The sequence below is a fragment of the Streptomyces niger genome (genome assembly GCF_000718305.1).
GTDB classification, from domain to species: Bacteria; Actinomycetota; Actinomycetes; order Streptomycetales; family Streptomycetaceae; genus Streptomyces; species Streptomyces niger.
The window spans coordinates 64191-79463 of record NZ_JOFQ01000021.1; the positions used below are offsets into that span (position 1 = coordinate 64191).

The following is a 15273-nucleotide window of genomic DNA, read 5'->3' on the forward strand; positions in this document are numbered from 1 at the left end:
CTCCGTGATCTTCGGACGACCGCCGCGCGGAGGTCCCGTGCCCGGCATGTGCCCGTGGCGGCCGGGGTATGGACAGGCCGTTGTCATGAACGCTTAATGTGACTCGCCATCGACGTGTCGGGGCCACGGGCTCCGACACGCCGCCCTGCTGTCCGAGGAGTCCGATGAGATCGAGACCGCGCCTCGTCACCAGCGTCATAGCCACGGCGGTCGCCGCACTGACGGCCGCCGTTCTGCCCGCGACCGCCACCGCCGGCCCCGCCCCCGACCGCGCCGACGCCGTGCGCAGCGCCGCCTCCGCGCTCGCCGAGCACGCCACCGAACTCGCCCTCACCGCGGGCCAGCGCACCTCCGTACGCGACGTCGTCATCGACCCCGACGGCAGCCGGCACGTCCGGTACGACCGTACCTTCGGCGGACTGCCCGTCCTCGGCGGCGACCTGGTCGTCCACCTCGCCCCCGACGGCAGCTACCGCGGCGCCTCCCGCGCCACCCGCAGCGACCTCGCCGTACCCACCGTCGAACCGGCGGTGACCGCCACGAAGGCCGCGGGGCTCGGCACCGCCGCGCTGCGCGCCGCCCACCCGGACACCACCCTGCGCAAGGTCGCCGCCAAGCCGCTGCTGGTCATCGACGCGTTGCACGGCGCGCCGCAGCTCGCCTGGCGGACCACCGCCGCCGGGCAGGACGCGAAGGGCAACCCCGAGGCGCACGTCGTGCTCACCAACGCCCGTACGGGCAAGCGGATCGACTCCTGGGACCGGCTGGAGAGCGTGACCGGGGACGGCAAGTCGCTGTACGGCGGGACCGTGCCGCTGGAGACCAGCAAGTCGGGCGAAACGTTCCAGCTGAAGGACGCCACCCGTGGCGGCACCTACACCGGGGACGCGCAGAACAAGACCGACTCCTGCATCCTCGGCATCTGCTGGGGCCGCGCCCCCGCGGTCCTCTTCACCGACGCCGACAACCACTGGGGCAGCGGCACCACCGCCGACCGCTCCTCGGCCGCGGTCGACGCCCAGTACGGCACGGACACCACCTGGGACTACTACAAGAACGTGCACGGGCGGAACGGCATCGCCGGCGACGGCAAGGGCTCCTACAACCGCGTGCACTACGGGAACGGCTACAACAACGCCTTCTGGGACGACACCTGCTTCTGCATGACCTACGGGGACGGCGACGGCAAGGTCTTCGGGCCGCTCGTCGCGCTGGACGTGGCCGGGCACGAGATGTCCCACGGCGTCACGTCCGCCACGGCGAACCTCACCTACAGCGGCGAGTCCGGCGGCCTGAACGAGGCGACGTCCGACATCTTCGGCACGCTCGTGGAGTTCTACGCGAAGAACGCGAGCGACCCCGGCGACTACCTCATCGGCGAGAAGATCGTCCGGCCGGACTTCGGGCAGGCCGCGCTGCGCTACATGGACAAGCCGTCCAAGGACACCAAGTCACCGGACTGCTGGAACTCGTCGGTGAAGAACCTGGACGTGCACTACTCGTCCGGGATCGCCAACCACTTCGCGTATCTGCTCGCCGAGGGCAGCGGGCAGAAGGTGATCGGCGGCGTCACCCACGACTCGCCGACGTGCAACGGCACGGCGGTGCAGGGCATCGGCAAGGACAAGCTCGGCAAGATCTGGTACCGGGCGCTGACGGTCTACATGACCTCCGGCACGAACTACGCGGCGGCGCGCACCGCCACGCTGAACGCGGCGAAGGACCTGTACGGCGCGGACAGCGCCGAGCAGAAGGCGGTCGCCGCGGCCTGGTCGGCGGTCGCCGTCGGCTGACGCGCCGTCACCTGTGGACGGACCGTACCGGCCGGGTGACCGCTCCACCCGGCCGGTACGGTTGCCGACCATGGCCGAAAGCACCCTGTGGACCTTGTCGATCGCCGCGGTCACCGGCGGCACCGCTGTGCTCGCCAGCTGGGTCACCAGCCGCGGCAGCACGCGGGCGGCCCGTATCCAGGCCGAGACCGCCGCCGACTCCCAGCGCCGTGAACGCCTCCGGGAGAGCCGCCGCACCGCCTATCTGGATCTGATCGAACAGACGCACCGGATGGGCGAGTTGTTGTGGGAGGTCTCGGACGTGCTGCGAGATCCGGACGCCGACGGGAGCACGGCGACTCTGCAGCAGCTCCGCGAGCGTCAGGTGGCGGAGTACGCCAAGATCCGCCGCTGTGTGCGGGTCGTGGAGTTGGAGGGGCCGCTGCCCGCGGCCGCGGCGGCGCTCCGGGTGCAGAAGTCGACGGGCGACTTCCACGCCGCGATCGAGCAGGCACTGGCGGCCGGCCCGGGCGGGGCGGACTGGACCACCGCCGAGGCGCGGTTCGACGCCGCGTACTCCCCCTTCTGGGCCGCGTTGGAAGCGTTCGTGGATGCCGCGCGCAACGCCCACCAGGGCACGTGAATTCGGGATATCAGCGGCGGTGCACCTGGGAGGGCAGCTGGCCGTAGCGGGCCTGGTAGGCGCCGGCGAACCGGCCCAGGTGCGTGAAGCCCCAGCGGCCCGCGACCTCGGTGACCGAGACGGTCGGGCCGAGACGGACCAGGTCGCGGTGGGCGCACTCCAGCCGCAGCCGGCGCAGGTAGCCCATCGGCGTGCACTCCAGGTGCTGTTTGAAGCCGGCCTGCAGGGAGCGCGGGGCGACCTCGGCGATGCGGGCCAGTTGCCGCACGGTGAAGGGGTGCGCCGGATCGGCCTGCATGGCGTCGATGGCCCGCTTGACCGGGCGCGGGCACGTACGGGGTGCCGGGTCGGCCAGCTCGTCCCGGTACTGGTGCGGGGTGGCGTGCAGCACCGTGGTGAGCAGCGAGTCCGCGAGGCCGGCGGCCACCGGCGGGTGGTCCAGCAGGCCGGTGGGCGCTGCCAGTTCGCGGCCGATGACGCGGGCCAGTTCGGTCAGGGTGCGGCCGCGGCCGTGGTGCGGGTCGAGGCCGCCGGGGAAGTGCAGCGGCCGTACCGGGTGTTCGAGGTACTCCTCCAGTGCGCTCTCCACGGCCTGCCGGTCGAAGCTGAGGGCCAGCACCTCGGCCTCGGCGTCCAGTTCGCCGGTGAGGGCACCGGTGGGCTCGAAGACCGGGACCCGGCCGCCGGTGGCGGTGGCCCGGAACACTTCGCCTCTGTGCAGCTGCACCACCTGCCCGCTGCGCGGCACGTTGATGTGGTACGCCACGCCCAGGCCCTCGCTCTTGCTGAGCACGTCGGCGCCGTAGGTGACGGTGGCGACGGTGACCGGGCCCAGGCGTACCGCGTTCGTGGCGAACGCGAATTCCGCGGGGTCGGCGAGCGGGTTCAGCACCACCGGGTAGGAGAGCGTCTCGGCGATCCAGGCGCGGGCCCGCTCGATGTCACCGGTGCGGAATGCCGCCGGGCCGGGCGCGGGGCCGTGCCCCGCCGCCGTGGTCCGGGCCGCCGTGCGACCGCGCTCCCCCGTCATCGCCGCCCCCGTCCTTCCGGTCGTCCGCGCGCAGTGACCAGCCGACTGCGCTTGGTGTCCATATGCTACGCAAAATGGATATCGGCAGGTCCGTCACGGGCATTGACTGTCCGAATGGAGGCATTTCCCGCGCCGCGCGTGCCTTCGGACGCGGCACACCCGGCCGCCCCGCGCCGGTCGCCCGCCGCTCTCGCCCCGCTCGAGCGCGAACGGCTGCTGACCCGTGCGCTGCTGGATCTCGCCTCGTCCGCCGACCGGGAGCCGGCTCGCCATGCCGCGTGCCTGATCGAGTACCTCGGGATGCTGGGCGGCCGGTCCGCGCCGGAGGCGGTGGCCGTGATCGACGGACGGCCGTCCGTCACCGCCGCCTCGGGCCGCCGGGCCGAGGCGCTGCGGCAGGTGGAGGAGCAGCTGCGGGAGGGGCCGCTGCGGGACTGCCTGGCCGGCGCCGTGGCCGACGGGACACCCCTGACCGAGGCCGCCGAGGCCGCCGAGGCCGGGGCCGCCCGGTGGCCGCGGTTCGCGGCACGGGCGCGGGAGTTGGGCGTCCGCCGGGTCACGGCGCTGCCGCTGACGGCGGCCGGCCCCGAGGACGGGCCGGCCGGGTCCGGTACGGGGGCCGCGCTGGGCGCGCTGGTGCTGTACCACGACGCGGCCGACCCGCAGCCGCCGGAGTGTGCGGTACCGGCGCGGGCGCTGGCCGAGGCCGCCGCGCTGCACCTGCGGCACCGGCGGGCCCGGAGCCAGGTGCGGCAGCTGGAGCACGCGCTGCGCAGCCGGATCGTCATCGAGCAGGCCAAGGGCGTGCTCTCGGAGCGGTTCGGCGTCCCGACGGACGGGGCGTTCGTGGAGCTGCGCCGGTACGCCCGTTCGCATCAGCGCAGCCTCCACGACCTGGCGCGTTCCGTGGTCGACGGGACGGCGCCCGACCCGTTCCGCAAGGACGCCTGAGAAGCCGGCGGGTCAGCGGTGGGCGTGTGGCCAGGCCGCCGGTGAAGGAGACCAGGTCCACGTCCGGGTGGTCGGTGAGCGGGGCGCCCGCCTCCGGGCCCGGGCCGAGGACGAGGTTGGCCACGCCGTCGGGCAGCCCGGACTCGGCGAGCAGCCGCATCAGGTGGATCGCGGTGTGCGGGGTCAGCTCGCTGGGCTTCAGTACGAAGGTGTTGCCGGCGGCCAGGGCCGGGGCGACCTTCCAGGCGGTCTGCAGCAGCGGGTAGTTCCACGGGGTGATCAGCGCGCAGACGCCCACCGGTTCATGCACGACGCGGCTCTCGACGGTGGTGCTGCCCGCGTCGACGTCCCGGCCGCCGTCCCCCTCCTCGATGACCAGCTCGCCGAAGTAGCGGAAGCAGGCCGCGACGTCGTCGATGTCGAGCTCGCTCTCCACCAGGCGTTTGCCGGTGTCCAGCGATTCTGCGCGGGCCAGGGCCGCCTTGTCGCGCTCCAGGAGCGAGGCGACCCGCAGCAGTTCGGCACCGCGTCGGGCCGCGGTGGTGTGCGGCCAGGGGCCGGTGTCGAAGGCGCGCCGGGCGGCGGCGACGGCCGCCCGGGCGTCCTCGGCGCCGCCCTCGTCGACCACCGCGACGAGGGACCCGTCGGCGGGGCAGCGGATCTCACGGGTGGCCCCGCCGGCCGCCGCCTGCCACCGCCCGCCGAGGAACAGCTCAGGCACCCTTGCCCGCCAGCTGCTCGGTGACCCACCGGTGGAAGGCGCCGATGTGGTGCTCGCTGGGCACCAGCACGCCGCCGTCCCGGTACGCGCGCGAATCCATCGCCGGCTGGGTCCGCTCGCACGCCTCGAAGTCCTGCTGGTTGACGCGGTGGAACAGCTCGACGGAGGTGGAGACGTCGGCGCCGGACTCGACGACCTCGGGGAGGTAGAGCCAGTCGCACTCGACGACGGTGCGGTCGGCCGCCATCGGGAACATCCGGTGGACGATCACGTGGTCGGGGACGAGGTTGACGAAGACCTGCGGCCGGACGGTGATCGCGTAGTACCGGCGGTCCTGGTCCTCGGCGATCTCCGGGAGCCGGCCGAAGCCGCCCTTGCCGTCGACCGTGAAGCCCTCGGCCTCCGGCGCGAACTCCGCCCCGTGCCCGACGTAGTACTGCGCGGCGAACCCGTCAGCGAACTCCGGGAGCACATCGGTGAGTTCGGGGTGGATGGTGGCGCAGTGGTAGCACTCCATGAAGTTCTCGATGATGAGCTTCCAGTTGGCCGCCACGTCGTAGGTGATGCGCTTGCCCAGGGCCAGGCCCTCGGTGCGGTACCGCTCGATGTGGGCGGCGTCGCCGAGCCGCTCGACGGCCGCGCCGATCACCGTGTCTTCAAAGGACGGCGGCTCGTCGGCCAGGCAGACCCAGGCGTAGCCGAGCCATTCCCGCAGCGGGACGGTGACCAGGCCGCGTTCGGTGCGGTCGATGTCCGGCATCGACGTCAGGTTGGGCGCGGCGATGAGCTTGCCGTCGAAGTCGTAGGTCCAGGCGTGGTACGGGCACTGGAGGTTGCGGCGGTTCTCGCCGGACTCCTCGGTGCACAGGCGGGCGCCGCGGTGCCGGCAGATGTTCAGGAAGGCGCGCAGTTCGCCCTTGCGGTTGCGGGTGATCAGGACGCTCTCCCGGCCGACCTGCACGGTGCGGAAGGCGCCGGGCTTGTCCAGGTCGGCGCTGCGCACCGCGCAGAACCACAGGCGCTCGAAGATCTTCTCCTGCTCCTGCCGGAAGGTCTCGGGGTCGGTGTAGGAGGTACCGGGCAGGGTGGTGATCAGTGAGGATGTGGGCGCGAGTTCGGGCGTGGTCGTCATGTGTCAGGTCTCCTCAAGCGGGCGGGCGCGGGGTGGTTCCCTACTTGCGGATGCGCGTCATCTTCGGGTCGAACAGCGGTTCCTCGGCGACGGTCGCGGGGAGCCGCTCGCCGAAGTACTCGATCTGCACGGCGGTGCCGGGGACGGCGGCCGCGGCCGGCAGCCAGGCGTACGCGATGCAGCGGCCGATGCTGTAGCCGTAGGAGGCGGAGGTGACGTAGCCGGCGGGCGCGCCGTCCACAAAGACCGGCTCCTTGCCGAGGACGACGGCGGCCGGGTCGTCGAGGGTGAGGCAGGTCAGCTTGCGGCGGGCGGTCTCCTCGCTGCGGCCCGCCAGCGCGGCCCGGCCGAGGAAGTCGCCCTTGGCGGGGCGTACGGCGAAGCCGACGCCCGCCTCGTAGGGGTCGTGTTCGGTGGTCATGTCGTGGCCCCAGGAGCGGTAGCCCTTCTCCAGCCGGAGGCTGTTGAAGGCGGACCGCCCGGCGGCGATCACGCCGTGCTGCCGGCCGGCCTCCCACAGCGTGTCCCACAGGCGCAGGCCCAGGTCGGCGGTGGTGTAGAGCTCCCAGCCCAGCTCGCCGACGTAGGACAGCCGCATGGCGGTGACCGGGACGTGGCCGAGGTAGGTCTGCTTGGCCTTGAAGTAGCCGAAGGCCTGGTGGGAGAAGTCGTCGCGGGTCAGCGGCTGGACGAGGTCGCGGGCGAGCGGGCCCCAGACACCGATGCAGCAGGTCCCGGAGGTGATGTCCCGGATCTGCACCCCCTCGGGCGCGTGCCGCAGCAGCCAGTCCAGGTCGGCCCCGCTGTTGGCGCCGACCTGGAAGCGGTCGGGCGCGAGCCGGGCCACGGTGAGGTCGGAGCGGATGCCGCCCGCCTCGTCGAGCAGCAGGGTGTACGTCACCGCGCCGGGCTTCTTGTCCAGCTGGTTGGTGGACATCCGCTGGAGGAAGGCCAGGGCACCGGGGCCGGTGACCTCCAGGCGGCGCAGCGGCGTCATGTCGTACAGCGCGACCTTCTCGCGGGTGGCCTTCGCCTCGGCCGCGGCGATCGGCGACCAGTACCGCGCCGACCAGGCGTCCCGGGCGGGCAGGTCGAGGCCCTCGGCGAGCGGGGCGTTGGCCTCGTACCAGTGCGGGCGCTCCCAGCCGCCGCCCTCCAGGAAGTACGCGCCCAGCTCCTGCTGGCGGGCGTGGAAGGGGCTGACCCGCAGGGGGCGGGGCTGCTCCATGGGCTGGAGGGGGTGCAGGACGTCGTAGACCTCGACGAAGTTCTGGGCACCGCGGTCCTCGATGTACGCGGGCGAGCGCTGGGCGTCCTCGAAGCGGTACAGGTCGCACTCGTGAATGTCGATGTCGGGACGGCCGTCGGTCATCCACTGGGCGACGGCGCGCGCCACGCCCGCGGAGTGGGTGACCCAGACCGCCTCGGCGAGCCAGAATCCGCGCAGGTCACGGGATTCGCCGAGGACGGGCATGCCGTCGGGGGTGAAGGAGAAGACGCCGTTGAAGCCCTCCTCCACCTCGGAGTCGCCGAGCGCGGGGAGCAGGCCGACGGAGTCCTGCCAGCTCGGCGCGAAGTCCTCCTCGGTGAAGGGCAGCGAGGACGGCATGATCGGCGCGTCGTCGAAGGCGGGCACGGTGAAGGGGTCGACGGGCATCGGGCGGTGGGCGTAGGAGCCGATGCCGATGCGGTCGGTGTGCTCGCGGTAGTACAGGTCGCGGTCCTGGAAGCGCAGGATCGGCTTGCTCGCCTCGGTGCGCGGGTCGTTGACGCCGGCCAGTTCGGGCAGCGGCGCGGTCTTGGCGTACTGGTGCGCCAGCGGCAGCAGCGGCACGTCGACGCCGGCCATCTTCCCGATCACCGGGCCCCAGAAGCCGGCGGCGGAGACGACGTGGTCGGCGGGGAAGGTGCCGCGGTCGGTGGTGACGCCGGTGACCCGGCCGGCCTCGCGCTCGATGCCGGTGACGGTGTGCCGCTCCAGGAAGCGGGCGCCGCGCTGCTCGGCGCGGGTGATCTGGGCGCGGCAGGCGAGCAGGGCGCGGGCCAGGCCGTCGTCGGGGGTGTGGAGGCCGCCGAGGACCCGGCTCTCGTCGAGCATCGGCCAGTACTTCTTGCACTCGGCCGGGGTGATCAGCTCGGCGCGTACGCCCCAGGAGGCGGCGAGCCCGGCCTTGCGGTGCAGGTCGGCCCAGCGCTCGGGGGTGGTGGCCAGCTCCAGTCCGCCGAGCGGGTTGAAGCAGGGGAGGCCGTCCACCTCCAGGGAGCTGAACTTCTCGACCGTGTACGCGGCGAACTCGGTCATCGTCTTGGACGGGCCGGTCTGGAAGACCAGGCCGGGGGCGTGCGAGGTGGAGCCGCCGGGGGCCGGGAGCGGGCCCTGTTCGAGGACGGTGACGTCGCGCCAGCCGCGTGCGGTGAGTTCGTCGGCGAGCGAGCAGCCGACGATGCCGGCGCCGATCACGACCACGCGGGCGTCGGTGGCGGGGGTGCGGGACATGCCTCTCCTTGGGTCGGGCGGGGCGTACACGGACCGGGCGCGTGCCGCCGGTGTCAGAGGACGACCACGGAGCGCAGGACGCGGCCGGCGCGCATGGTGTCGAAGGCGGACTCCACTTCGTCCAGGGAGATCCGCTCGGTGACGAACCCTTCGAGGTCGAGCAGCCCGTACAGGTACTGGTCGATCAGGTCGGGGAAGTCACGGCTGGGCAGGCAGTCCCCGTACCAGGAGGACTTGAGGGCGCCGCCGCGCGAGAAGAGATCGCTGAGCGGGATCTCGACCTTCATCTCGGGGTCGGGCACGCCCACCTGGACCAGGGTGCCCGCGAGATCGCGCATGTAGAACGCCTGCTTGTACGTTTCCGGGCGGCCCACCGCGTCGACCGCGATGTCCACGCCGACACCGCCCGTCAAGGCGCGCACCGCCTCGACCGGGTCCGTGCCACGGGAGTTGATGATGTGCGTGGCGCCGAACTTCTCGGCCTGATCGAGTTTCTTGTCGTCGATGTCGACGGCGATGACCTTGCGTGCGCCGTTGAGGCAGGCACCCGCGATCGCCGCCATGCCGACGCCGCCGCAGCCGATGACCGCGACCGTGTTGCCGCGCCGCACGCCTCCGGTGTTCACGACCGCGCCGTATCCGGCCATCACGCCGCAGCCGATGAGTCCGGCGGCCTCGGGGCGGGCCGCCGGGTCGACCTTGACCGCCTGACCGGCCGCGACCAGCGTCTTCTCGGCGAACGCGCCGATGCCGAGGGCCGGGGTGAGCGGGGTGCTGTCGAGGAGTGTCATCGACTGGGCCGCGTTGCGGGAGTCGAAGCAGTACCAGGGGTGGCCGCGGCGGCAGGAGCGGCAGGCGCCGCAGGGCGCGCGCCAGGCGAGCACCACGTAGTCGCCGGGCAGCAGGTCGGTGACGCCGGGGCCCACCTCCTCCACCACGCCGGCCGCCTCGTGCCCGAGCAGGTAGGGGAACTCGTCGCCCACCGCGCCCTCCCGGTAGTGCAGGTCGGTGTGGCAGACCCCGCAGGCCTGCACGGAGACCAGCACTTCCCCCGGTCCGGGATCCGGCACCAGGATCGGCTGCACCTCCAGCGGTGCGCCCTTTTTCGTCGCGACGACAGCACGGACTTCGTGTGGCATGCCCCTACCCCTCAGTGTTGCGCACTGCACGACTCGTTGCGCGATGGGAGACATACTGGGAACGCCGTCTCGGCGGCGTCAAGGGGTGCGCGTTAACCGTTGGTAAAAGCGCCGGCACTGTCGGCACGCATGCGAACGGGGCCGGTGCACACCGGCCCCGCATCGCCCCTGCGTATGATCGATCCGCCTACCCGGCGGGCCTCAAGTCCCGTACCCCATACGGCGGGAGAGTTCCTGCGCCGCCTCGACCGTGCGCTTGGCGACCTCCGGGATGCGCTCGGGCTCCAGCCGGTACGCCGGCGCCGAGACGCTGATCGCGCCGATCACCTGGCCGTCGTGCGCGCGCACCGGCGCGGCGACCGCGTGCAGCCCGAGCTCCAGCTCCTCGATCGCCACCGCGAAGCCGTTGCGCACCACCTCGGCCAGCTGCGCGCGCAGCTCGGCGACCGAGGTGATCGTCCGCTCGGTCAGCCGCGGCAGCTTGCGGGCCAGCGCCGCGTCCCGCACCGGGCCCGGCTGGAAGGCCAGCAGCGCCTTGCCGCTGGAGGTGGCGTGCAGCGGGGTGCGGCGGCCGAGCCAGTTCTGCGCGGTGACCGAGGCCGGGCCGCGGGCCTGCATGATGTTGACCGCGGCGCCGTTGTCCAGCACCGCGATGTTGGCCGTCTCGCCCAGCTCCTCGGCGAGCTGCCGGCACATCGGCGCGCCCTCCTGGGAGATGTCCAGGCGCACCGCGGCGGCGCCGGCCAGCCGCAGCACCCCGGCGCCGAGGTAGTACTTACCGCGCTCCTGCTCCTGGGCGACCAGGCCGCGGTTCTCCAACACGCCGAGCAGCCGGAAGGCCGTCGACTTGTGCACGCCCAGTTCGTCGGCGACCTCGGTCACGCCCGCCTCGCCGTGCCGGGCGAGGATTTCCAGCACGGTCACGGCGCGGTCCACCGACTGCACCGAACTCCCCGCTCCGCGGGTCGATTTCTCCGCCGACCTGCCCTCCGACGTGCTCTTCGTCCTGTCCGTCATCCGATCTCACCACCTGGCGCGACCCGATGCGGGTCGGCATCTGAAGGGAGGCGCTTGACGCGCGGGCTCCCGGCTTGGATTCTGTTGCGCAGAGCGCTTCGCCGTGCGCATCGCGGAACTCAACTATACCGAACAGTAATGAGGGGTGCCCCGTGATTCCCGTCTGCCACCTCACCGACCTGCCCGCAGGCGAGTCCGTCCGCATCGACACCGCACCTCCGATCGCCGTCTTCAACGCCGACGGCGAGATCTACGCCATCGACGACACCTGCACCCACCAGGACGCCTCGCTCGCCGACGGCTGGCTGGAAGGCTGCCTGGTCGAATGCCCCCTGCACGCCGCGTCCTTCGACCTGCGCACCGGCATGCCGACCTGCCTGCCCGCCCGCCGGGCCGTCCGCACCCACCCTGTCACCGTGGAGGACGGCATGATCTACGTCCACCACGCCGCCGAGGAAGGCACCGCCGCATGAGGACGGTCACCGTCGTCGGAGCATCGCTGGCCGGACTGTACGCCGCGCGAGCGCTGCGCTCCCAGGGTTTCGAAGGCCGGCTCGTGATCGTCGGCGACGAACGCCACCGCCCGTACGACCGGCCGCCGCTGTCCAAGGACTTCCTCAAGGGCGAGACCGGCCAGGACCACCTGGCGCTGGCGGACGCGGAGGAGATCGCCGAGCTGGACGCGGAGTGGGTGCTCGGCACCCGCGCCACCGGACTGGCGGACGAGGGCCGGTCGGTGCTCCTGGCGGGCGGCCGGTCCCTGGACACCGACGGGGTGGTCATCGCCACCGGCGCCACACCCCGCCGGCTGCCGGGGCCCGAGCTGTCCGGGGTGCACACGCTGCGCACCCTCGACGACGCCCAGGCGCTCCGCGCCGACCTGGCCGGCGGGCCGGTGCGGGTCGTGGTCATCGGCGGCGGCTTCATCGGGGCCGAGGTCGCCTCCTCCTGCGCCGCACTCGGCCACGACGTCACGATCGTGGAGGCCGCACCGCTCCCGCTGCTGCCGCAGCTCGGCGAGGAGATGGCCGAGATCTGCGCGACGCTGCACGGCGACCACGGGGTCACGCTGACCACCGGTACGGGCGTCGCCACCCTGCACGGCGGGCCGGCCGGCCGGGTCACCGGCGTCGAGCTGGCCGACGGGCGGCTGCTGCCCGCCGACACCGTCGTGGTCGGCATCGGCGTCCGCCCGAACACCGACTGGCTCGCCGACTCCGGACTCGCCCTGGCCGACGGGGTCGTCACCGACGCCGGATGCGTGACCGCACTCCCCCACGTCGTCGCGGTCGGCGACGTCGCCCGGGTCGACGGCTCCCGTACCGAGCACTGGACCAGCGCCACCGAACAGGCCGCCGTCGCCGCCCACAACCTGCTCGCGGGCGCCACGCTCAAGGCGCACCGCCCGGTGCCGTACTTCTGGTCCGACCAGTACGGCGTCCGCATCCAGTTCGCCGGCCGGCGGCTGCCCACCGACACCGTGCGGATCCTGGAGGGCTCCCCCGACGACCGCACCTTCCTGGCCGCATACGAGCGCGCGGGGCGCACCACCGCCGTACTCGCCCTGAACCGCCCCCGCCCCTTCATGAAGCAACGCCGCGAACTGATGCGCGCGACCCAACCGGTCGCGAGCTGACCTCCCCGGCACCGGCACCCCTCACCCGGCACCTCCTTCGGCAGGAAGGGGGTGCCGACGCATGTCGGCGGCCGGTCGACCCGGCCCCGCCCGCAGGGCCGCGGACGCTCCGTCGGGCGCCCTCATGACCGCCTGAATGCCTTTCGTATACCGGCACTTGGCGCCCCCTATACCTTTCGCCAGGTCGGCCGAAGATCGACCCTCGGACCTGTTGACGGAGGACATCCGGCTGTCACATGCTCGATACATAGGTGCTCGATACAAATGACCCTGGGTGTCCGGCCGGCGACCCCTGTCGTTGTCCGGCCAGCCCCCCTTCGCACCCAGCCCGGGGTCGGATTGGAAGTGAGCAGCATGTGCGGAATCGCCGGATGGGTCGCCTACCAGCGTGACCTGCGGTCCGAACAGGCCACCGTCGACGCCATGACCCAGACCATGTCCTGCCGGGGCCCGGACGACACCGGGACCTGGGTCCAGGGCCCGGCGGCCCTCGGCCACCGCCGGCTCGCCATCATCGACCTGCCGGGCGGCCGCCAGCCGATGACCGTCGACACCGACGACGGCCCCGTGGTGATGGTCTACTCCGGAGAGGCGTACAACTTCACCGAGCTGCGCAAGGAGCTCGCCTCGCGCGGCCACCGCTTCGTCACCGACTCCGACACCGAAGTCGTGCTCCACGGCTACCTGGAGTGGGGCGAGGCCGTCGCCGAACGCCTCAACGGCATGTACGCCTTCGCCATCTGGGACAGCCGCGAGCAGAAGCTCGTGATGATCCGCGACCGGATGGGCATCAAGCCCTTCTACTACTACGCCACCGACGACGGCGTGCTCTTCGGCTCCGAGCCCAAGGCCATCCTCGCCAACCCGCAGATCAGCCCCACCGTGACGCTGGACGGCCTGCGCGAGCTGTTCGCCTTCGTCAAGACGCCGGGCCACGCGGTGTACGACGGCATGCGCGAGGTCGAGCCCGGCACCGTCGTCACGCTGACCCGCAACGGCCTGCGCACCCGCGTCTACTGGTCGCTGGAGACCAGGCGGCACACCGACGACCAGGACACCTCGATCGCGCACGTGCGCTCGCTGCTGGACGACATCGTGCGCCGCCAGCTCGTCGCCGACGTGCCGCGTTGCACCCTGCTCTCCGGCGGCCTGGACTCCTCCGCCATGACCGCGCTGGCCGCGCAGCAGCTGGCCGCCGAGGACAAGACGGTCCGCAGCTTCGCGGTGGACTTCGTGGGCCAGACCGAGAACTTCACCCCGGACGCGCTGCGCGACACCCCGGACACCCCCTTCGTGCACGACGTGGCGCGCGCCTCGGGGACCGAGCACCAGGACATCGTCCTGAACTCCGACCAGCTCGCCGACCCCGAGGTGCGGTCCAAGATGATCCGCGCCCGGGACATGCCGATGGGCTTCGGCGACATGGACGCCTCGCTGTACCTGCTGTTCAAGGCCATCCGCGAGCACTCGACGGTGGCGCTGTCCGGCGAGTCGGCGGACGAGGTCTTCGGCGGGTACAAGCAGTTCTTCGACCCCAAGGCGCGCGAGGCGGACACCTTCCCCTGGCTCGTGCAGTTCGCCGAGCACTTCGGCGACGACGGCAACATCCTCACCGACCACGTCACCAAGGCCATGGACCTGGGCAGTTACATCCAGGACAGCTACGACACGGCCATCGCGGACGTGCAGCGGCTCGACGGCGAGAGCGACTTCGAGTACCGCATGCGCAAGATCTGCTACCTGCACCTCACCCGCTTCGTCCGGGTCCTGCTGGACCGCAAGGACCGGGCGAGCATGGCCGTCGGCCTGGAGGTCCGGGTGCCGTTCTGCGACCACCGGCTCGTGGAGTACGTCTACAACACGCCGTGGACCCTGAAGTCGTTCGACGGCCGGGAGAAGAGCCTGCTGCGCGAGGCCACCGCCGACGTGCTGCCGAAGTCGGTGTACGACCGGGTGAAGAGCCCGTACCCCTCCACGCAGGACCCGAAGTACGCCATCGCGCTGCAGGGCCACATCAAGGACCTGCTCGCCAAGCCCTCGCACCCGGTCTTCGACCTGGTCAGCCGGGACTGGCTGCAGCGCGCCGTCAAGGTCGACGTCCCGCAGATCACCCAGGCCTCCCGGCGCGGCCTCGAACGCACCCTGGACCTGGCCCTCTGGATGGACATGTACTCCCCGACCATTACACTTTCTTGACCTGATCGGGGAATCCCGGTGGGTTGGAGCGAGAGTTGGATGGTGGCGTGGCGGTCGGTGAGGAGGCCGCGCTGAGCGCGGTCGGCGAGGAAGCCACCCTGGAGCTGGTCGTGACCCTGCACCGGCTGTTGCGCAGTCTGGGCAGGGCCGTCCCCGGCCGCCGCGTCCCACCCACCCAGCTCATCGTGCTCGCCCTGCTGACCCAGCTCGGCCCGTCCCGCATCGGCGTACTCGCCGAGCGGATCCCCTGCTCGCAGCCGACGGCCACGGCCGCGGTGGCGAGCCTGGAGTCGGCCGGGCTGGTCCGCAGGGAGCCGGACCCCACCGACGGGCGCGCGGCACGCGTGGTCGTCACCGAGGACGGCGTCCGCGCGCTGAACGACGTGGCGCACAGCGAGGCCGAGGCGCTCGCCGCGCGTCTCGCCACGCTGCCCCCGGAGGACGTGCAGTGCGTCCTCGACGCGGGAGCGCTGCTGCGACGGCTGGCCGAGCCGGGCGACTGAACCGGCCGCCGGGTCGATCGGCGCAGAGCTCCACGG

At 72.3% G+C, this 15273-nt stretch carries 12 protein-coding genes and 1 pseudogene; 7 read left to right on the top strand and 6 right to left on the bottom strand.

What is annotated here, in order from left to right; translation table 11 throughout:
* The first annotated feature begins 164 nt into the window (after nt 1-164).
* Both IF20_RS30460 and IF20_RS30465 read left to right on the top strand, forming a co-directional pair.
* The gene (locus IF20_RS30460) at nt 165-1793 is read left to right on the top strand and encodes a M4 family metallopeptidase (RefSeq protein WP_052868607.1); all 1629 of its coding nucleotides are present in this window, start codon (nt 165-167) and stop codon (nt 1791-1793) included.
* A 70-nt stretch (nt 1794-1863) separates the two neighbouring features.
* The gene (locus tag IF20_RS30465; RefSeq protein ID WP_052868641.1) at nt 1864-2415 is read left to right on the top strand and encodes a hypothetical protein; all 552 of its coding nucleotides are present in this window, start codon (nt 1864-1866) and stop codon (nt 2413-2415) included.
* Between the two features lie 10 nt (nt 2416-2425).
* On the opposite strand, the gene IF20_RS30470 is transcribed toward IF20_RS30465, so the two are convergent.
* Entirely contained in the window at nt 2426-3445 is a 1020-nt protein-coding gene (locus IF20_RS30470; protein ID WP_052868610.1) for an AraC family transcriptional regulator, read from the bottom strand.
* Between the two features lie 114 nt (nt 3446-3559).
* Here IF20_RS30470 and IF20_RS30475 point away from each other — a divergent pair, with 114 nt between their 5' ends.
* Nucleotides 3560-4396: an ANTAR domain-containing protein gene (locus IF20_RS30475; protein WP_199896795.1), complete on the top strand. Its 837-nt coding sequence runs from the start codon at nt 3560-3562 to the stop codon at nt 4394-4396.
* 25 nt (nt 4397-4421) lie between these two features.
* Here the strand turns inward: IF20_RS30475 and IF20_RS38275 are convergent.
* The 5 genes and pseudogenes from IF20_RS38275 to IF20_RS30500 form a co-directional block, all read right to left on the bottom strand.
* Nucleotides 4422-5117: pseudogene (locus tag IF20_RS38275) on the bottom strand (aldehyde dehydrogenase family protein); the annotation flags it as partial.
* Nucleotides 5110-6249, bottom strand: a complete 1140-nt coding sequence (locus tag IF20_RS30485) for an aromatic ring-hydroxylating oxygenase subunit alpha (protein WP_052868615.1) — start codon at nt 6247-6249, stop codon at nt 5110-5112. The gene IF20_RS30485 and the pseudogene IF20_RS38275, both read right to left, overlap by 8 nt.
* Before the next feature lie 40 nt (nt 6250-6289).
* Nucleotides 6290-8746: a GcvT family protein gene (locus IF20_RS30490; RefSeq protein WP_052868617.1), complete on the bottom strand. Its 2457-nt coding sequence runs from the start codon at nt 8744-8746 to the stop codon at nt 6290-6292.
* A 53-nt stretch (nt 8747-8799) separates the two neighbouring features.
* A complete protein-coding gene (locus tag IF20_RS30495; protein ID WP_052868618.1) occupies nt 8800-9885 on the bottom strand; it encodes an S-(hydroxymethyl)mycothiol dehydrogenase in 1086 nt (361 codons plus the stop codon).
* A gap of 201 nt (nt 9886-10086) precedes the next feature.
* The gene (locus IF20_RS30500) at nt 10087-10902 is read right to left on the bottom strand and encodes an IclR family transcriptional regulator (protein ID WP_199896796.1); all 816 of its coding nucleotides are present in this window, start codon (nt 10900-10902) and stop codon (nt 10087-10089) included.
* A 152-nt stretch (nt 10903-11054) separates the two neighbouring features.
* Between IF20_RS30500 and IF20_RS30505 the strand changes: the two genes are divergently transcribed.
* The 4 genes from IF20_RS30505 (at nt 11055) to IF20_RS30520 (ending at nt 15237) form a co-directional block, all read left to right on the top strand.
* Nucleotides 11055-11375 carry a bifunctional 3-phenylpropionate/cinnamic acid dioxygenase ferredoxin subunit gene (locus tag IF20_RS30505; protein ID WP_030622591.1) on the top strand — a complete coding sequence of 107 codons (321 nt, stop codon included), beginning with the start codon at nt 11055-11057 and terminating at the stop codon, nt 11373-11375.
* Nucleotides 11372-12538 carry an NAD(P)/FAD-dependent oxidoreductase gene (locus tag IF20_RS30510; RefSeq protein ID WP_052868620.1) on the top strand — a complete coding sequence of 389 codons (1167 nt, stop codon included), beginning with the start codon at nt 11372-11374 and terminating at the stop codon, nt 12536-12538. Before IF20_RS30505 ends, IF20_RS30510 begins: the two co-directional genes overlap by 4 nt.
* Nucleotides 12539-12892: 354 nt before the next feature.
* Nucleotides 12893-14734, top strand: a complete 1842-nt coding sequence (gene asnB / locus IF20_RS30515) for an asparagine synthase (glutamine-hydrolyzing) (RefSeq protein ID WP_052868621.1) — start codon at nt 12893-12895, stop codon at nt 14732-14734.
* 47 nt (nt 14735-14781) lie between these two features.
* A complete protein-coding gene (locus IF20_RS30520; RefSeq protein ID WP_234426875.1) occupies nt 14782-15237 on the top strand; it encodes a MarR family winged helix-turn-helix transcriptional regulator in 456 nt (151 codons plus the stop codon).
* Nucleotides 15238-15273: the final 36 nt, after the last annotated feature.